This window comes from Streptomyces sp. NPDC000983 (genome assembly GCF_040299205.1).
Classification (GTDB): Bacteria; Actinomycetota; Actinomycetes; order Streptomycetales; family Streptomycetaceae; genus Streptomyces.
The window spans coordinates 1-18,946 of the sequence record NZ_JBEPBM010000072.1 but is presented as its reverse complement, the minus strand read 5'-3'; the positions used below and the strand labels follow the sequence as shown (position 1 = coordinate 18,946).

Below are 18,946 nucleotides of genomic sequence, written 5' to 3'. Positions count from 1 at the left end.
ACCCGGGCGCAGCCGAACGTACGGGCCAGCGCGATGCGCTGACCCGGCGTCGGCTCGATCCGGAAGGAGTACCGCAGATGCATAGGAGCAACCTAACGGCCGCCACTGACAACGCTGTTCCGCCCGAAGGGCGAAACAGCCCTCCCTGCCCTGCTCCGCAGGAGCTTCGCTTCCTCCCCGGCCCGAAGGCCGGGGTATCCACGAAGGAGACCCGATGAGTCCTCTCAGTGCAGACCGAAAGGTCCTCGTCATCGGCGGCGGAGCCGCGGGCAACGCCGTCACCATCCTGCTGCGCCGCGCCGGTATCTCCGTCGACCTGGTCGAGGCCAGGCAGGACTGGAACGCCACCGCCGGTTCCGGCATCACCCTGCAGGGCAACGCCCTGCGCGTCCTGCGCGAACTCGGCGTGTGGGAACAGGTGGAGGCGTCCGGCTACGGCTTCGGCTCGGTCGGCATCACCGCCCCCGACGGCACGGTCCTCCATGTCCAGGACGACCTGCGCACCGGCGGCGACGACCTGCCCGCAACCGTCGGCATGCAGCGCCCCCGCCTCCAGCAGATCCTCATCGAGGCCGTGCGCGCCAGTGGCGCGACCGTCCGCCTCGGCACCACCGCCGACATCCTCGACCAGGACGACGACGGTGTCTCGGTACGCCTCTCCGACGGCTCCGAGCACCGCTACGACCTGGTGATCGCCGCGGACGGGCTCGGCTCCGCCACCCGGGCCGCGATCGGCATCGCGGACAAGCCCGAACCCACCGGCATGGCCATCTGGCGGATCGAGGCACCCCGCCCCACGGGCGTCACCCACACCGACCTCGCCTACGGCGGGCCCGCCTACATCGCCGGCTACTGCCCCACCAGCGACAACACCCTGTACGCGTACGCCGTGGAGGCCAACCGCGACCGCGCCTCGATCCCCCCGGCGTCCTACGCGGACGAGATGCGCCGCCTCACCCAGCACTACGGCGGCTTCTGGCCCGAGATCACCGCACACATCACCGACCCGGCCAAGGTCAACTACACCTGGTTCGACCGGCTGCTCGTGGAGGGCTCCTGGCACCGCGGCCGAGTCGTCCTGGTCGGTGACGCCGCCCACTGCTGTCCGCCCACCCTCGCCCAGGGCGCCGCGCTGTCCATGGAGGACGCCTGGGTGCTCGCCCAGATGCTCACCGCGTCCGGCACCTGGGACGACGCGCTCTTCCAGGCGTACTACGAGCGGCGGATCGCCCGGGTCCGCCCGGTGGTGGAGGCATCCGTGCAGATCGGGCAGTGGCAGCTGGACGGAGTGCGGGACGCCGACGTCCCCGGCCTGATGGGCCGCACCATGACCATGCTCCGGGAACTGCCGTGAGCGCCCCGGTGCCCGGGACGGGCGCCCCCACCGTCGATGTGCACGCCCACGTCCTGCTGCCCGAGGTCGAGGCGCTGGTCGAGGGCCGTCCGGGGCTCGCCGAGGCGCGTGCGCTGGACGCCCGGCGCAACGGTGCCGCCGCCCTCGCCGTCAGCGGACCCATGGTCCGCGAGCGTTTCCCCCGGCTCACCGATGTTGCCGTGCGCCTCGCGGCGATGGACGCCCAGGGCGTGGACGTGCAACTGGTCAGCCCTTCCCCGTCGCACTACCACTACTGGGCGGACGAACCGACCGCGGAGAAGGTGTACCGGCTCGCGAACGAGGCCACGGCAGCGCACTGCGCGGCCGCCCCCGACCGGCTGCGCGGGCTGGGCCTGGTTCCCCTCCAGCACCCCGGTCTCATGGTCGAGGCACTCGACCACGCCCTCGCACTGGGCCTGCTGGGTGTGGAGATCTCCAGCCACGCCCCGGGCCGCGAACTGTCCGACCCGGCCTACGAACCCTTCTGGGCGCGGGCCGAGGAAACCGGCGCGATTCTCTTTCTGCACCCCTTCGGCTGCACCCTGGACGAGCGCCTGGACCAGTGGTACCTGTCCAACACCGTCGGACAGCCCACCGAGAACGCCGTCGCCCTCTCCCACCTGATCTTCTCCGGGGTCCTCGACCGGCACCCGCAGCTGAAGGTGATCGCCGCGCACGGCGGCGGCTATCTGCCGACCCACATCGGCCGCTCGGACCACGCCTGGTCCGCCCGCTCCGACGCCGGCGCGGGCTGCGCCCACCTGCCCAGCAGCTACCTGAAGCGGCTGTACTTCGACTCCCTGGTCCACGATCCGCACGTCCTGCGGGAGTTGATCAGGGTGGCCGGCGCCGACCGCGTCCTGCTCGGCTCCGACTTCCCCTTCGACATGGGCACCGAGGACCCGGTCGGCGCGCTGCGCGCGGCCCGGCTTCCCGACGCCGACTTCCACGCCGTACGGGGCGGAAACGCCGCCGACCTCCTCCGGAAGGACTGACACCATGGGCGCACGCCTGCTCACCCACCTGCGGCACGTCGACCTCGCCGTGCCCGACTACGACAAGCAGCTCGACTTCTACGCGGGCGTCTGGGGCCTGACCAAGGTCGCCGAGGACTCCGGCATCTCCTTCCTCGCCGCCGAGGGCAGCCCCGAACAGTACGTGGTACGGCTGCGCAAGGCCGAGGAGAAGCGCCTCGACCTCGTCTCCTACGGCGCCGCCTCAGCCGCCGACGTCGACACCCTCGCCGAACAACTCCTCGCGGGCGGAGTGCAGTTGCTCTCCCAGCCCGGCAAGGTGGACACCCCCGGTGGCGGCTACGGCTTCCGCTTCTTCGACGTCGACGGCCGCACCATCGAGGTCTCCGCCGACGTCGAGGTCCGGCAGCACCGCAGGATCGAGGAGAAGGAGTCGATCCCGGTCAAGCTCAGCCACGTCGTCCTCAACTCCCCCGACCTCAACCGCACTCGGGAGTGGTACGAGCGTCATCTCGGCTTCGCGCTCTCCGACTCGCTCAGCTCGCCGCACATGGGCGAGGTCATGCACTTCATGCGGATCAGCAACCAGCACCACTCCATGGCCCTCGCAAAGGGCCCGCACACCTCCCTGCACCACATCTCCTTCGAGATGCGCGGCATCGACGAGTACATGCGCGGCTCCGGCCGCGTCATCCGCGCCGGATTCCAGAAGATCTGGGGCCCCGGCCGCCACATGGCCGGCGACAACACCTTCACGTACTTCCTCGACCCGCACGGCAACACCGTCGAGTACACCACCGAGCTGGAGTGCCTGGACGAGGACACCTGGCACCCCCACGTCTACGACTTCTCCCAGCCCGAGGTCACCGATCAGTGGGGCACCGCCAACCCGATGAACGAACTCGTCGCCAAGGAGTCCTTCAACGACCCCGACCGCGGAGTGTTCGTCGCCCCGCCCGTCTGACCCCCGGCTCCGGGGGCGCGGCGGCCCTGTCGACTGTCCTGACGCTCCACCCCGCGCCCCCGGTCCCCTCCTGCACCAGGAGCCCACTGATGCGTTTCGTCGCCTACGAACACCAGCACAAGCACCGCGTCGCCGTCGTGGACGACGACGGTGTCCTCTTCCCCCTGCCCGGAGTGCGGTCCCTCACCGAACTCATCGCCGCCACCGGCTCCCTGCCCGCGCTTCTCGAAGCGGGAGCAGCGTCGTTCGACGTGCCGCCCGGCCCGCACCTGTCCGAGGTCAGGCTGCTGCCCCCGCTCACGCCCCCTTCCATCAGGGATTTCGTGACCTTCGAGGAACACGTCGAGGGCGTCCGCCGGTCCGTCGACGGCGTCTCGGGCGTCCCCGAGCAGTGGTACGCGGCCCCCACGTTCTACTTCACCAACCCGCACGCCGTGTACGGACCGCACGACGACATCCCGATGGCCCCGGGCTCCGAGGTGCTCGACTTCGAGCTGGAAGTCGCCGCCGTCATCGGTAAGGAGGGCCGCGACCTCACCCCCGAGCGGGCCCGCGAGCACATCGTCGGCTACACCGTCTTCAACGACTGGTCCGCCCGCGACCTGCAGTCCGCGGAGATGCGGGTCGGCCTCGGCCCCTGCAAGGGCAAGGACACCGCCACCACCCTCGGCCCGTGCCTGGTCACCGCCGACGAACTCGAGCCCTACCGCGACGCCGACGGCTTCCTGCGGCTCGCCCTGACCGCCCAGGTCAACGGCGAGACGGTCGGCGAGGACCTGCTGTCCAACATGAGCTGGACCTTCGAGGAGATGGTCGCCTACGCCTCCCGCGGCACCGTGGTCCGCCCCGGCGACGTCCTGGGCTCGGGCACCTGCGGCAACGGCGGCTGCCTGGCCGAACTGTGGGGCGTGCGCGGCGAACGGACCCCGCCGCCGCTCAAGCCCGGCGACACCGTCACCCTCACCGTCGAGGGCATCGGCACCGTCTCCAACACCGTCGTACCCGGCCCCGAACCCGTACCCCTGCCCACTGGCCGCCGCCGGTCGAGGGAACGGCCGTGACCGGGCTCCACCCCAAGCGGCTCCTGGGCAAGGTGGTCGTCGTCACCGGCGCGGCCCGCGGCCAGGGCGCCGCCGAGGTCGAGGCGCTCACCCGCGAGGGCGCCCGGGTCGTCGCCACCGACGTCACCGAGGCACCCGGCTGCCGCCGCCTGGACGTCACCAGCGAACAGGACTGGCAGGAACTCGCCGCCGACCTGCGCGAGGCGTACGGGCACGTCCACGGCCTGGTCAACAACGCGGGCGTCACCTGGCGGGCGCGGATCGACGAGGTGCGCCCCGAGGACATGGCGCGCGTCCACGCTGTCAACGTCACCGGCCCCCTGCTCGGCATCCAGCGCCTCATCCCGCTGATGCCGCCGGGCGCCTCGATCGTCAACGTCGGCTCCACCGCCGCGCTCACCGCCCACTACCCGGTCGCCTACACCACCAGCAAATGGGCCCTGCGCGGCCTGACCAGGACCGCCGCCACCGAACTCGGCCCGCGCGGCATCCGCGTCAACGCCCTCCACCCCGGCTACATCGAGACCGACATGACCGCCTCCGCCGCCCCGGCCTTCCGCGAGGCGAACATCCGCGAAACGCCCCTGGGCCGCACCGGAACCGTCGACGAGGTGGCGCCCCTCGTCGTCTTCCTCCTCTCCGACGAGGCGTCCTTCATCACCGGCGCCGAGATCCCGGTCGACGGCGGCCTCACCGCCCACGGAGGCGTCATGTCCATCGCCCGGGCCATGCGGCATCCGGAGGAGGCGGAATGAAGCGGCTCGAAGGGAAGGTGGCCCTGATCTCGGGCACCGCCCGCGGCCAGGGCAGAGCGGCCGCCCTGCGATTCGCGGCCGAGGGCGCCCTCGTCGTGGGCGGCGACCTCCTGCACGAAGAGGCCCTCGAAACACAGCGGTTGATCGCCGAGGCCGGCGGCACGGCACTCGTCCCAGGCCCTCTGGACGCGACCAGCGAGACCTCCGTGCACCAATGGGTGACGGACGCCGCCGACGCCTTCGGCGGCATCGATATCCTCTACGCCAACGCCGGGGCGGTCCGCTTCGGCGCGGTGGACGAACAGTCCTACGAGGACTTCGCGTTCACGATGCGGGCCGAGTTGGACTCGGTGTGGCTGTCGGCGCGCGCCGCCTGGCCGCACCTGGTCCGCAGCCGGGGCAACATCGTCACCGTCGGCTCGACGGCCGGCCTGACCGGCTCCGTCACCAACGCCCGCACCGCACACTCCGCCTCCAAGGGCGCGGTGATCGCCCTGACCCGCCAGCTCGCCGCCGAGGGAGCCCTCCACGGCATCCGCGCCAACTGCGTCAGCCCCGGAATGATCGACACCGAGGGCACCCGGGGCGACCTCCTCGCCGAGGACCACCCGATGCGCGGTATCGCCCGGCACATCCCCCTCGGCCGCGTAGGCGCCCCCGACGAAGTCGTCAACGCCGCCGTCTTCCTCGCCTCCGACGAGGCCTCCTACATCACCGCCGCCAATCTCGTCGTCGACGGCGGCTGGTCCTCCGTCCTTCCCGGCTGAAAGGTCCCCGCAGTGAACAAGGTCAGCGCGAGCGCCGCCGAGGCGGTCGCCGACATCCCCGACGGCGCCTCACTGGCCGTCGGCGGCTTCGGCCTCAGCGGAGTGCCCGAAGTCCTCATCCACGCCCTGCACGAGCAGGGCGCCACGGGCCTGTCCGTCGTGTCCAACAACTGCGGCGTGGACGGGCGCGGTCTCGGCGTCTTCCTCGCCGACGGCCGCATCGCCCGGGTGACCGGCTCCTACGTCGGCGAGAACAAGGAGTTCGCCCGCCAGTACCTCTCCGGCGAACTGGAGGTGGAACTGGTCCCGCAGGGCACCCTCGCCGAACGGCTGCGGGCCGGCGGCGCGGGCATCCCCGCCTTCTACACCCCCGCCGGCGTGGGCACTCAGGTCGCCACGGGCGGCCTGCCCTGGCGGTACGCCGCCGACGGTTCGACGGCCGTCGCCTCCCCGGCCAAGGAGACCCGCGACTTCCACGGCCGCCCCCACCTCCTGGAACACGGCATCACCACCGACTTCGCCCTCGTACGGGCCTGGCGCGGCGACCGCCACGGCAACCTGGTCTTCCGCAAGGCGGCGGCGAACTTCAACCCGCTCGCGGCGACGGCCGGCCGCGTCACCATCGCCGAGGTCGAAGAACTCCTGGAACCCGGCGAGTTGAACCCGGACGAAGTCCACCTCCCGGGTGTCTTCGTGCAACGCGTGGTGCAACTGACGGCCGCGCAGGCCGCCGACAAGCAGATCGAGAAAAGGACGGTACGTTCCTGATGGCCTGGACCCGCGAGCAGATGGCCGCCCGCGCCGCCGCCGAACTCACCGACGGCACCTACGTCAACCTCGGCATCGGACTGCCCACCCTGATCCCCGGCCACCTCCCGCCCGGCGTCCACGTGGTCCTGCACTCCGAGAACGGCATCCTCGGCACCGGCCCCTACCCGTACGACGACGAGGTCGACCCGGACCTCATCAACGCTGGCAAGGAGACCGTCACCGTCCTGCCCGGCGCCTCCTTCTTCGACTCCGCCCTGTCCTTCGGCATGATCCGCGGCGGCCACATCGACACCGCCGTCCTCGGCGCCATGCAGGTCTCCGCCCGCGGCGACCTGGCCAACTGGATGATCCCCGGCAAGATGGTCAAAGGCATGGGCGGCGCCATGGACCTCGTCCACGGCGCCCGCAGGGTCATCGTCCTCACGGAGCACACCGCCAAGGACGGCACCCCGAAGATCGTCCAGGAGTGCACCCTGCCCCTCACGGGCGAGCGGTGCGTGCACCGCATCATCACCGACCTCGCCGTACTCGACGTCACCCCCGACGGCCTCGCCCTGGTCGAGGCGGCTCCCGGTGTCACCGTCGAGGAAATCACCCGCCGGACCGACGCCGTGGTGCGCGTGAGCAGCGCCTCGGCAGCCTGCTGACGGCGACCGCTTCGCGGACACGTCCTGCCTGACGGTCCCCTGCCAGTGCCGGCTGCACCGGCAGGGGGCCCTCCGTTTCGGTGGAACGTGCCGCTCAGTGGCCTCGCGCCATCCACCTGTCCAGATGCGGTGCCTCGTCACCGATGGCAGTCCGATCTCGGCAGTCGCACTCGCCGGCAAGACCGCGTTCTTTCCTGTTCCTCCATGTGGAGATCCTGGACGCGTCGTTCCTTCGACGGCGTGATCGGCGCCTTCGCCCTCACCAACCACATCCTCTGGATGGCGCTCCGCCTCGGCATCGGGCGCTGTACGTCCGCTCCCTCACGGTCCACCTGGTCCGGCAGGACGCCCTCGACCGGGGCACTGCGCCCCATACGCGATCGGCTCCCTCGCGGCGATCCTGCTGATCACCATCCAGCTCCGGATCAGCGAACTGATCACGAGCCTGATCGGTGTGGTCCTGATCACCACGTCCTTCCTCGCATCGGTGCGCGCAACGAGGCACTGGAGGCGTCCAGGGTGGTCGGGGCCGCAGCAGACGGGAAGGCGTACATGGTGTCGGGGGCGTGAATCGCGGCGCGGCGCCGGCTCCCCGAGGGGAGACAAGGTGCGATCCGGGGCAAAAGTGGTCCACGCCATAGGCGTTTTCGCCCGGTTGTGGCTAGCTGGATGCGTTTGCCTCGCGCACAGCGTCGCGTCACCCACGCGCCGCCCTCGTCGATTCGCCCGCCCTGGAGACTCATGCGCCTCCGCGTCCCCTCCGTCCCACGAACTGTCACGGCTCGCCGGATCGGCTCGCTGCCGCCGCTGGCCCTGGCCGGCGGTGCCCTCACCGTCGGCATCGGCGGCCTGTATCTCGCCGGGCTGCTGCTGTCGGGCGGTGACATAGAGGGCGGAACGACAGTGCGCGGCATCGACATCGGGGGCATGAGCCGCGCAGAGGCCGTCGAGAAGCTTCAGGACCGGCTCGGACCGGCCGGCGCCCGCGAACTGACCGTGACGATCGGTGACCGCACGACCACGGTCGACCCTCGGAAAGTGGGCATCACCTTCGACTACGAGGCAACTGTGGACCGTGCGGGCCGCACCGAGAGCGCCGACCCGTTCAGCGTGATCAGCGGCCTCTTCAGCTCGGGCAGCCCCATCGAGCCGGCCGTGCACGTCGACGAGGGCAAGGCCCGCGACACCCTGAAGAAGATGGCGAAGGCGCTCGACCAGAAGGTCCGCGACGGCGCCGTCACCTTCGACAACGGCCAGGTCCGGGCGGTCACCCCGCACAGCGGCCACGCCCTCGACACAAACGCCGCCGTCGGCACCCTGAGCACCGCCTTCCTGGCGAGCGACGCCAAGGCCGTCACCGCTCTGCCCACCCATGACACAAAGCCCAAGGTCACCGAGCGGGAGATACGGCGGGCGGTGCGCGCGTTCGCGGAGCCCGCCATGTCGGGGCCCGTCACCCTCACCGCGGCCGACCGGCGCTTCACCATCGACCAGTCCGTCCTGGGCCGGCACCTGCGGATGCACGCGGACGACGCGGGGCACCTCACGCCGAAGCTGGACGCCGAGCGCCTGCGCGCCGACCCGGCGGTGGCCCGCCCCCTGTCCACCCTGCCCGTCCGAGCCCACAACGCCGAACTGCGCCTCGCTGGCGACCGCGTCGAAGTGGCCGAGGACGGCCGGGCCGGGCACGTCGTCACCGCCAAAGCACTCGGGAAGGCCGTGATGCCGCTGCTCACCCAGCGGGGCGCGGCCCGCAGCGGCGAGATCACCACGCTCGTGGCCGAGCCCCAGGTGACCCGCGCCAACGCCGAGCGGCTCGGCCTGCGCGAACAGATGTCCTCCTTCACCGTCAACTTCGAACCGGCGGCGTACCGCTCGCGGAACATCAGCCGTGCGGTGGAACTGATCAACGGCTCCGTCGTCATGCCGGGCGAGGACTGGAGCTTCAACCGGACCGTCGGCCAACGCACCGAGGCCAACGGCTTCGTCGAGGGCGTGATGATCCTCAACGACGAGTTCACCAAGGCGCCCGGCGGAGGCGTGTCGGCGGTGGCCACGACCATGTTCAACGCGATGTTCTTCGCCGGCGTCAAGCCCCTGGAGTACGGCGCCCACTCGTTCTACATCGAGCGCTACCCCGAGGGCCGCGAGGCGACGGTCGCCTGGGGCAGCCTGGACCTGCGGTTCAACAACGACTCGGGCCACACCATCTACATCCAGGCGCACTCCACCGACACCTCGGTGACGATCTCGTTCCTGGGCACCCGCAAGTACGACGACGTCACCTCGATCAAGAGCCCACGCACCCGTGTGAAACAGCCCGAGCGAAGGGTGAGCACGGCCGAACGGTGCGTCCCGCAGACTCCGCTGGAGGGCTTCGACGTAGCTGTGCAGCGGATCTTCGTGCAGGACGGCCAGGAGGTGCGGCGCGAGCCGTTCCGCACCCACTACAAGCCGCGTGACGAGATCGTCTGCGAGCCGCAGTCGCCGTAGGGACACAGCCTCGCGAGCTCCCGGAAGGGCAATTCCGCGATGGCCGCCCCTCTCCGGCCGGCAGGAGAAGGGGCCGACCATTGGCGAGACGGACGGCGTCGATACATCCGGGGCTACTGACGAATACGACGGCATCGCGCTCCTGGTCGGCGGCTTTCTGCCCGACGATGACACCCGCCCCCGTGGCTTCCGCCCGAGCGGGGGCTCCCCCGGCGAGGGGTGGACGGGTAGCGTGCGCCAGGACGAAGGCCCGGTCGGCGCCCACAGGATGTCCGGCAGCCCCACGCTTCATACGGCGCACAGGCAACCGACCATCCGCACGTATGCCGACAGCTTCCGGACGTACACCTCATATAGCCACGCCGGACCACCGCTCAGCCTGGTCAAAGCGTCACCACAGGTAGCTCACGGCAGTTGACTGCACAGTCGTGAGGCAAACATCGCAACGAGTCATTGGAGACACTTGTGGGTCAAGTCCCCAAGGCCGACCAGACACCGCAGGGGCCCGCGTACGAAGGTCGCCTCCTCGCCCGCCCGAACGACGCGGTCGTGGACCAGGGCGCCGGTTTCGACGCCGGGACCCTTCTGACCCGTCGGCGCATGCTGGGCATGGTCGGCGCCGGAGCGAGTTCCCTCGCGCTCGCGGCGTGCTCCTCGGACGATTCTGGTACGAGCAACACGGTTTCCTCACCGAGCACTTCGACCGGTTCCGGAACCTCCGCGGGTGAGATCCCGGAGGAGACCAACGGGCCCTACCCCGCTGACGGCACGAACGACGTCAACATCCTTGAGCGGTCGGGGATCGTGCGCACAGACATCACCTCAAGTCTGGACGGCGGAAAGACCGTTGAGGGTGTACCGCTCACCCTCAAACTCAACGTCACCGACATGGCCAATGACGGCGCCCCCTTCGAGGGCGTGGCCGTCTACGCGTGGCAGTGTGATGCGCAGGGCCTGTACTCGATGTACTCCGAGGGCGCCGAGAACGAGACCTACCTGCGCGGTGTGCAGATCGCCGACGCCGACGGTTCGGTGACGTTCAAGACCATTGTCCCGGGCTGCTACACCGGCCGCTGGTCGCACGTCCACTTCGAGGTCTACCCGAACGCCGACTCCGCGACCAACGTCAGCAGCGTCATCGCGACGTCACAGCTCGCCTTCCCGGCCACGATGCTCGCCAAGGTCTACGCCCTGGACGGCTACTCCGGCTCCACAGAAAACCTCGCCGGCGTCGGGGCCCAGGTCTCCGACGACGGCATCTTCGGCGACGGTGACTGGAAGCTTCAAGTCCCCACCGTCTCGGGCAATGTCACCGACGGCTACAGCGCCGAGCTGTCCTTCGGCGTCGACACCGACACCGAGCCGACTCGGGGTGGGGGCGGCGGGGCCGGCCAGCCGCCCGGCGATGGCCAGCAGCCAGGCGGCACCCCGCCCTCCGGGGCGCCCTCCCCCGGCGCGAGCAGCTGATCGCACTCGGCGCGCTCGCACACCTGCGCCGCCCTCGCACCCCGTGATGTCGGTCCCGTCGGACTCCACCCGCGCCTGAGACCTGCGGAAATGGGTTCGCGTCCTGTCGGTTATGCCTGGCTGGACGACACAGACCTTCGGAATGCCAAAATGAGCAATGCGGACCTGCGTCACGCGGAGCTGACCATTGCGGACTTCCGTGGCGCCAAGCTGACCGGCGCGGCATCGCAGGGTGCGGAGCGGACCGGCGCGCGTGAGCTCCGAAAGGAGGGCGTGGGCTGGGGGTGCTTCAGGGACCTGTCTCTTATCCGAGCAACTTCAGCGTGCCCACCTATCAGGTGACAGCGCCAGCGCCTCGATTGTCACGGCCGCGTGCGCCCGCACGGCGTGTCTGCCCGTCGCCTGTTCCCCGGCCGCCGCCATTCCGCTGGGCTCGGGACCAGCAGGGTAGGGGCAGGCGCACTGGCGGCTACCGGACCGGGGCACCGCACCGTGGTCCTCCCGGAAGTTGCCCCGCCAGCAGCGGTGCTGCCACACAGGGACGCGATCCGCAGCCTTGGATTCGACCGGTCAAGGCCATACTCGGCCCACCGACAAACCCCCCTCCGAGCGTTGGCCTCGGCCTGCTGTGGTGCGGGGTTCCTCCGGCCGGGGTCTGGCGGGCGGACAGACCCGGCTCCTTGGTGGCGCGGCGAGGTGGTTACGGCGCGAGGTTGGAGGGGAGGCTTCGCGGGTCCGTCGGGCGCGGGACGTAGACCGGGGACTCCGACTGGTAGAAGAGGTCGATGTCGGCCTCCTCGCCACCGACGATCAGGGTGTCCCAGGCGCCGCTCTCCCAGAGGGTGCGGAGTGTGGCGGGGGCCAGTGGCGAGAGGTGGGCGCGCAGCTCCTCGTCGGTGGGCATGCCGGGCAGGCGAGGGCTGAGCCGGTCGCGTATGGAGCCCATCCGCTCCAGCAGGGCGTCGAGGTGGAAGTCCGGGGCCGCGGCGTCGGCGTCCGGCGCCGGTTCCATGCTGCGGGCGATGATGTCCTTGATGGCGCGGGTGACACCGTGCTCGTCCGTGGTGACCATGGCGTTCCAGGCGCGGCTCTTGTGCCGGTACTGGAGCATCGACATGGCCGCCTCGTGCCGGATGAAGTCGGCGTCGCGCAAGGGCTTGCCCTGCCAGGCGCGGCTCAGGGAGCGGGCCAGTGAGGTGGCGGAGGCCAGACCGCTGTTGAGGCCGCGGCCCGGCCAGAAGTGGATGGCGTTGGCCGCGTCGCCCAGCAGGAATCCGTACGTGCCCGGGCTCGTCGCGGTCGGGCGGGTCAGCTGTGCCGTGAACCGGGGACGCTGGACCATGTCCAGCCGGAACGAGGTGACGGCGGTGAGGGACTCCTCGTCCATGCCGAACAGCCTCAGCCCCTCCCGGATCCGCTTCCACAGCGGCGAGCCGCGCAGCAGGGCGGGCAGGAAGAGCGTCCCGTGCGTGGGGCAGACGAACTCGTTCTCCTCGCCACGGCTCATGACGCAGGGGCGGGAGGCGATGCATTCCTCGAAGACCTGGCGGACGGGGTCGATACCGACGACGTTCCTGGCCTCCTCACGAGTGAGGCGCATGTTCAGGAAGCCCTCGCCGCGCAGGGAGTTGAGCAGGAAGCGGTTCTGGGACACGGTCAGCAGCACGCTCATGGGGTCCGGGAGGGGGGACTTCACCCGCAGGCCCAGCACCACGTCCTGGAGGTGGTCGCCGTCCAGGGAGTAGATCGACGCGTCGGCCGAGCCGAAGCGGTCGCCGTAGTACTCCCGGGTTCGGGACCGTCCGCCCTCGCAGACCACCAGGACGTGTTCCTGGCTGAGCCGCCCCTGGTGCTCCGACGGGTCGAATCGTCGCGGTACGAGCCTGATCGCCGGCTTCGTGTTCGCCAGTTCCAGCAACCGGTCCTCGATGTGGGCGATCCGGATGTTACGGGGAGGGCTGCCCTCCACCGAGTCCGGTCCGACGGGCCACATCTCCGTGTAGTCGCCGGAGGTGAACAGCGCCGACCGCAGCTCGTCGGGAAGCGCGAGGTACTGCCGGCTCTGCACGGTGACGACCTGCTGGCGCCGGGTGTTGCCGTGGGTCTCGTCCTTCCAGATCACGGCGGAGCCGTTCTTGGTCCAGCGCCCTTCGTGGATCGTGACGGCGACCCTCCCGGGCAGCATGCTCTCCAGCGTCAGCGCGAAGGCGAGGCCGACCGGTCCCCCGCCGGTGATCGTGACGCGCAGCAGACCGGGGTCCGCGGAGGCCTGCGCGCGGGGCATGTCGAGGAGGGAGAGGTCCATGACCGTCTCAAGGGCTTCCTGCGCCTCGAACAGGAAGGTCTCGTCACCGATCCGGATCAGGTCGCCGGCCCGGAGTGCGTGCCGGGTGACTCGGACCTCGTTGACGAACGTGCCGTTGCGACTGCGGTCGTGGAGAACGAAGCCCGCGTCCTCCGAGAGGATCTCCGCGTGCAGGCGCGAAGCACTCGCACTGACGATGACGACGCCGTTGTCGCTCTTGCGTCCGAAGGTCAGGGGCTGGGCACCCAGGACCACGCTCTGACCGGTGAAGGGACCCGTCTGGCCCACGATGACCGATGGCACTTGCACTCCTAGCGAACATGCTGGATTTGAGGAAGGGAGGACCGAGCCGGCGGTCCACTCCACATGGGAATGATCAGGCCGTGCAGGTCAGGGACAGCGGCACCGTGTTGGATCTGCCGTTGAGCGGCGCGTTGAGTTCTACGCCGATCGCGCTCTCGAAGGTGCCGGCCTTCGCCCACGTCGTCAGGCTGACGCTGACTTCCTTGGTGAGGCTGCCACCGTTCGGGAAGGACAGCGTCCGCCACTCGTCGTCGGTGACCGTGCCGTCCGTGGACACCCATCGGTAGGAGAACTGCGCGGGCAGGCGGTCCACAGTGAAGGTTGCCGTGAAGGTGGGCGCCTCCCCGCCGGCCGGCGGACACGGGCCCGAGTACGTCGCCCGCTGACCGGTCACGTTCATCCGCACGCCCTCGGAAGCGGAACCGCTCTGCTCGTCGGCTCCCGCACGGGCCCCCGTGCCCTGACTCGGGCTCTGGGCCTTTGCCTTGTTGTCGTCGTCCCCGGCGTTCATGAGCGTGTATCCCGTCCCGCCGACCGCGAGCGCTGCGACGAGCGCGCCTACCATCAGTGCGGCGCCGCGCCGACTGCGCCGGGCGGAGGGTTCCCGTGGAAGGGCTGACCCCGCCGTGGTGGGATCGGGCTGCGCGCCGTAGGGGTGCGGTGGCTGCGCCGGCAGCCCGGTGACGGCGGGCGGCGGGCCTTCGGACCGCGCGGGCACCGGCTGTTCCGCTACATGAGTGTCGGCCGGACCTGGTCCGGCGGGCCTCGTCGCGGGCTTCGGGGCCGGGGCCGGGGCAGTGGTCGTAGCCGTGACCGTGACCGCGCGGTCGTGCTCGGTCTCCGACCGAACAGGTGACACCTGTGTCGTGCTCGAAGTCCCGGCCTGGTCTTCGGCAATCACCGGTGTCGCGTAGGGGGTCTCGGCATCTGCCGGAGACGGGGTCGGGGCCAGCCCCGTCACGGTCTGCGTCACGGAATCCCCGGTGACGGTAGGTGCGTCAACTGTGCCCGTCCCGGGAGCGCCGCCCTCGCTCACCAAAAGCAGGTCGCGCGCCGCCTGTTCGGCACCGAGGCGCTCGTCCGGGTCCTTGCGCAGCAACCCGTCGATGACGGCGGTGAGCGGACCGGCCCGGCGAGCGGGCGGCAACTGCTCGTCCACGATGGCCCGCAACGTACTGAGTGGAGTGTTCTGACGGAAGGGCGTGATCCCCTCCACCGCCGCGTACAACAGCACACCGAGCGACCACAGGTCGGACGCCAGTCCGGGCTCCCTGCCCAACGCCCGCTCGGGAGCCAGGAATTCGGGCGAACCGACGACCTCTCCGGTCATGGTGAGCGCCGTACTTCCCTCGACCATGGCAATGCCGAAGTCGGTGAGTACGACTCTGCCGTCATCGGCGATCATTACGTTGGCCGGCTTGACGTCGCGGTGCAGTACACCGGCCTCGTTGGCGGCGCGGAGCGCGGCCAGGACCTCTCCACCGATGAACGCGGCTCGCCGAGGGGTGAGCGTGCCCTCGCCCTCAAGCACGGCGGCCAGTGACCGGCCGCGGACCAACTCCATGACGATCCACGGACGGCCGTCCTCCATGACCACGTCATGGACGGTGATCACGCCCCGATGCGCCACCCGTGCCGCGGCCCATGCCTCACGCTCCAGTCGCGTGTACATCCGCTCGATGGCGGCCGCGGACAGCCCGGCCGGTGCCCGGACCTCCTTGATGGCGACCTCGCGCTGCAACACCTGGTCATGGGCGCGCCACACGGTACCCATGCCGCCTTCACCGAGGGGCGACACCAGGGCGTAGCGTCCGGCGACCAGCCGCGGGCGTTCTGCCTTCTCGAATCCGGAGTCCTGATCGGTCATCGGCGTGTTTGTTCCTTTCGACACGCAAGCGGCTCGTCGGGGCGGGACGCGGCCCGCGGATCACCGACTCCGCACGGACGGCATCGCCTGAAGTACCGACAGCTCTCAGCTGGATAGCGACGCTTGCCACCGCGCCTCGCCCTCGCGGGAGGCCCGACCCGACCCGTACTGATTCGGGACACGGCCACGAACCGACGGACTGTCGGCGGATGGGTCATGGGTCCCCTTACCTGCCCATGGGCACATCCTGCCGTCATCGTACTGCCGTGCGAGGGCAGCGCGTTGCCTGCGCCCACCCGGTCGAACCCGTCTTTGGCCCATCGCCAGCCACACTCGCGCTTCCCCCGTTGTTCCCCATGTTTGGCCGATGCCGACGGCGCATCGCACGACGCGCACTTGGTCCGGAACGGCCGGCATCACAGGGCCCCTGCCCCATCAACGTACCAATGGGCCTCGGAGTTCAACTTCGAGCGGAGAATTTCGCGGAAGACGTCCCGCGCACGAATTCGACCGCCGGCTCAGAGACATGGAGCCCTGTCCAACTTGCTTCGCAGACAGGTCCGTTGCGTAGACCGCCACTTCACCGACGTCATCACCGATATCGAGAGCCAGCGTCGGAGACCGAGCGGGAGAGGATGCCGAACGACTCCCCTGCCGCGGTTCCGTGGTTCTGAGCATCGTCACCCACTCGACGAGGGCATGCGGGAGGTCGAGTGCGGGGCAGGATGGGCACCAACAGAACCTCTGTGCCGATGGGTTGAGACTTCGAACACCTCCCCCAAGGGCACGCGGGCTTTGTGCATTGCGGCCCTCACCTCGTCCTCACCGGCGTCACCCGATCCATACCCCGTTGCGCCCCGCCCGAGAGCCTGCACGGCCCTCGGAGACAGCCGGGGCGACTTCAGCCACCTCCCGCGGCGGAATGACGTCGTCCTCACCCGCGAGATCAGTTGCCTCACGTACTCGTCGCGCGTCACAGTCATGCTCCACGCATCCCCGGGGAGCGGATAAGTCCAGCATTCTGCTGGCCCGCTCCAGGTCGGCGACGAGAAGGTCTCGCTCGCCTGAAGGGTTCGCGTCAGAAGCCTGGTCTACGTTTGGCCTGTGAACCACAGCCGCTCCAACGCCGGGACGCCGTCCCACGGGCCTGACGTGCCGCCCTACCAGGTAGTCCTGGCGGAGACTGATTGGGGTTCGCTCCAGACGGCTTTCGGGAGCGGTAAGGACCTTCCCAGGATTCTGGCACGGCTGTTGGAGCCCGATCCCAAGGTTCAGGTCTCCGCCTTGTCGGAGCTGGGTGAGCTGGTCGGCCACCAGAACAGCATCTACGAAGCCACCGCCCCCGTCGCCATGTATGTCGCCGGCATCCTCACCCACCCGGCGACCATGACCCTCCGGCCCTACCGCGACATTCCCATCCGCGCGACGCTGTTGAACTGGTTGGTTTCCACGGCCTACGACGCCTCCGACGAGTTCGTCGGCCGCATAAGGCAGTACGTCCCTGGCTTCCGCACCCACGGCGGCCCCTTGGCGGCCTTCCGGGACCTGCGCCCGATGCTCTATCGAGCCGTCGCGCCCTTCCTGCAGGACAGCCACGAGGACGTGCGCGAAGCCGCCGGCCTCGCCGCGCTCATCCTCGCCGAACACCCCGCGCTCACCCACCACCGCGATCACCTCGCCGTGCACGCGCGCCGCATCCTGGACACCAGCAACGACGCCCCCAACCGGCGCGTCGCCTGGAAGGCCCTCGAAGCATGGGACCACGACGTCACCGGCATGGAACCCTTCCGGGAGGAACCCTGGGACTGCGGGCCCCACAGCGACGGTCGCGGCGATCTCGAACCCCCCTTCTGACCGATACGCGCACGGCGTTCCTGGACCTCCGCCCCTGACCGCCGCCGGACCGCCGGACTCGGCGGTAAGACGGAGAGCACTGCTGGAGACACGAAGCGGACTGACCGACAGGCGCTCAGGTCGAAAGAAGGTGCCCCTGAGCAGCGAGACGAAGGATTGCTGAGGTCCTTGTTCCCGCTCCTGTCGGAGGCACTTTCCAGGTGAAGCGGTCCACCGGGTCCTGCTCCCATATCCGTGCCCAGGATGACCGCCGAGCCGTGGTCTCCCAGGCCGGGTCAGAAGAAGCAGCTCCCCACGTCGACCCAGGTTGGGGAGCTGCTTCACGCCAGGGTGGCGGGGCCGGCCCCGAGTACGCGGCGTCCGGACGCGGCTCCGGTTCGCCAGGGCTGTCGGCGTGAGTGGGGCGGGTGCCCAGCGGGCGGTGGTCGGTTATCTACCCCGGCCGGGCGGTCCCCGGTCCGGTCAGGCCCAAGGTGCACGCATACACCCGCGTGCGAGGGAGGCAAGCCTCGCCTCCCAGCGGTTCTGGCAGGGCGGGCGGTTGAGGGGTTCGGTCAGCCAGTCGGCTCAGCCCCCGCAGCCACCGTACTCAAGGGAGCTCACTGCGTTGTCGTAGAGGAAGAGAAGTTCCTGCTTCTCACCCGGCTGGATGGAGTAGTGGTAGCCGCGGTAGTCGGCGTCGGTGTAGATGCAGACGAACCCCTCGCTACGGTTCCACACCGAGCTGGCTCGGTCGTTCCACGCCCAGCCGATGTTGGGGATGTCCACCCGATACTGGAGCTGTAGGTTGCTACCGGTGAGGTTGTGGCCGTCGTAGAGGCAGATCTGCCCCTCTTCACAGCGGGTCACGGGTTCATCAGCCGATGCGGTTCCCGACGCCGCCAGTACGGCGGTTGAGGCGAGGACTGCTCCTATTGCCGAGGTCTTGAATCCCAGGTTCATGATTACTCTTTCCTGTTGATCCGCGTTGGTATCTGTGGAAACGCGGCCGTGGCCCCGCCTCCTACCGCCCGGGGGCTTGACCCGAGATCGTGAACACCCGTTCGCGCGAGGGTAGTTCAGCGTAACTGATCTTTAGAAGCCATCTCATTTGGATGACTCGGTATTCTGTGGGTCATGGTGGGGATCGTTGAGCGGCTGGTGCCGGACGAGTTGTGGGAGTTGTTCCAGCGGGTGGTACCGGAGGCGCCGTCGCGGCCGCAGGGCGGTGGCCGGCGTCGGCACGGCGACCGGGAAGTACTGGCTGCGATCGTCTTCGTGGCTACGTCGGGTTGTACCTGGCAGCAGCTGCCTTCGGCGTCGTTCGGCCCGTCCGGAGCGACCGCCCACCGCCGGTTCTCCGA

17 protein-coding genes and 1 pseudogene are annotated in these 18,946 nt (G+C 69.8%); 14 read left to right on the top strand and 4 right to left on the bottom strand.

The annotated features are described in order from the left end of the window. The coding region (locus ABT296_RS36980; RefSeq protein WP_351934272.1) for a helix-turn-helix domain-containing protein at positions 1-83 on the bottom strand (83 nt) is incomplete at its 3' end. Positions 84-214: 131 nt separating this feature from the next. Here ABT296_RS36980 and ABT296_RS36975 point away from each other — a divergent pair. From ABT296_RS36975 to ABT296_RS36920, 12 genes and pseudogenes are all read left to right on the top strand, one after another. Next, positions 215-1,354 (top strand): FAD-dependent oxidoreductase, encoded by a 1,140-nt coding sequence (locus ABT296_RS36975; RefSeq protein WP_351934270.1) that lies wholly within the window; start codon positions 215-217, stop codon positions 1,352-1,354. Next, entirely contained in the window at positions 1,351-2,370 is a 1,020-nt protein-coding gene (locus tag ABT296_RS36970; protein WP_351934268.1) for an amidohydrolase family protein, read from the top strand. Before ABT296_RS36975 ends, ABT296_RS36970 begins: the two co-directional genes overlap by 4 nt. A 4-nt stretch (positions 2,371-2,374) precedes the next feature. Further along, positions 2,375-3,313 (top strand): VOC family protein, encoded by a 939-nt coding sequence (locus ABT296_RS36965; protein WP_351934266.1) that lies wholly within the window; start codon positions 2,375-2,377, stop codon positions 3,311-3,313. A gap of 89 nt (positions 3,314-3,402) precedes the next feature. Further along, positions 3,403-4,374 carry a fumarylacetoacetate hydrolase family protein gene (locus ABT296_RS36960; RefSeq protein WP_351934264.1) on the top strand — a complete coding sequence of 324 codons (972 nt, stop codon included), beginning with the start codon at positions 3,403-3,405 and terminating at the stop codon, positions 4,372-4,374. Then, positions 4,371-5,129 carry an SDR family NAD(P)-dependent oxidoreductase gene (locus ABT296_RS36955; protein WP_351934262.1) on the top strand — a complete coding sequence of 253 codons (759 nt, stop codon included), beginning with the start codon at positions 4,371-4,373 and terminating at the stop codon, positions 5,127-5,129. Before ABT296_RS36960 ends, ABT296_RS36955 begins: the two co-directional genes overlap by 4 nt. Continuing rightward, on the top strand, positions 5,126-5,896 hold the full coding sequence (locus ABT296_RS36950) for an SDR family NAD(P)-dependent oxidoreductase (protein ID WP_351934260.1): 771 nt from the start codon (positions 5,126-5,128) through the stop codon (positions 5,894-5,896). Before ABT296_RS36955 ends, ABT296_RS36950 begins: the two co-directional genes overlap by 4 nt. Before the next feature lie 12 nt (positions 5,897-5,908). After that, positions 5,909-6,664, top strand: a complete 756-nt coding sequence (locus ABT296_RS36945; RefSeq protein WP_351934258.1) for a CoA transferase subunit A — start codon at positions 5,909-5,911, stop codon at positions 6,662-6,664. Beyond that, entirely contained in the window at positions 6,664-7,314 is a 651-nt protein-coding gene (locus tag ABT296_RS36940) for a CoA transferase subunit B (protein WP_351934256.1), read from the top strand. The genes ABT296_RS36945 and ABT296_RS36940 overlap by 1 nt, the downstream gene beginning before the upstream one ends. 145 nt (positions 7,315-7,459) lie before the next feature. Continuing rightward, positions 7,460-7,834: pseudogene (locus ABT296_RS36935) on the top strand (DUF475 domain-containing protein); the annotation flags it as partial. 221 nt (positions 7,835-8,055) lie between these two features. Further along, entirely contained in the window at positions 8,056-9,807 is a 1,752-nt protein-coding gene (locus ABT296_RS36930) for a VanW family protein (protein WP_351934254.1), read from the top strand. A gap of 465 nt (positions 9,808-10,272) precedes the next feature. Beyond that, complete coding sequence (locus tag ABT296_RS36925; protein ID WP_351934252.1) at positions 10,273-11,274, top strand: intradiol ring-cleavage dioxygenase; 1,002 nt, start codon at positions 10,273-10,275, stop codon at positions 11,272-11,274. Positions 11,275-11,364: 90 nt separating this feature from the next. Further along, positions 11,365-11,616: a pentapeptide repeat-containing protein gene (locus ABT296_RS36920; protein WP_351934251.1), complete on the top strand. Its 252-nt coding sequence runs from the start codon at positions 11,365-11,367 to the stop codon at positions 11,614-11,616. A 358-nt stretch (positions 11,617-11,974) separates the two neighbouring features. Here ABT296_RS36920 and ABT296_RS36915 read toward each other — a convergent pair whose 3' ends face one another. Then, positions 11,975-13,882 carry an FHA domain-containing protein gene (locus ABT296_RS36915; RefSeq protein ID WP_351934249.1) on the bottom strand — a complete coding sequence of 636 codons (1,908 nt, stop codon included), beginning with the start codon at positions 13,880-13,882 and terminating at the stop codon, positions 11,975-11,977. A 73-nt stretch (positions 13,883-13,955) separates the two neighbouring features. Continuing rightward, positions 13,956-15,749, bottom strand: coding sequence for a serine/threonine-protein kinase (locus ABT296_RS36910; RefSeq protein WP_351934247.1), 1,794 nt, complete (start codon positions 15,747-15,749; stop codon positions 13,956-13,958). A 1,284-nt stretch (positions 15,750-17,033) separates the two neighbouring features. On the opposite strand from ABT296_RS36910, the gene ABT296_RS36905 reads away from it, so the two are divergent. Beyond that, positions 17,034-17,603: a hypothetical protein gene (locus ABT296_RS36905; protein WP_351934245.1), complete on the top strand. Its 570-nt coding sequence runs from the start codon at positions 17,034-17,036 to the stop codon at positions 17,601-17,603. Between the two features lie 567 nt (positions 17,604-18,170). Here ABT296_RS36905 and ABT296_RS36900 read toward each other — a convergent pair. After that, positions 18,171-18,545, bottom strand: coding sequence for a peptidase inhibitor family I36 protein (locus ABT296_RS36900; RefSeq protein ID WP_351934243.1), 375 nt, complete (start codon positions 18,543-18,545; stop codon positions 18,171-18,173). Between the two features lie 174 nt (positions 18,546-18,719). Between ABT296_RS36900 and ABT296_RS36895 the strand changes: the two genes are divergently transcribed. Beyond that, on the top strand, positions 18,720-18,946 hold a 227-nt coding region (locus tag ABT296_RS36895), incomplete at its 3' end, for a transposase (RefSeq protein WP_351934241.1).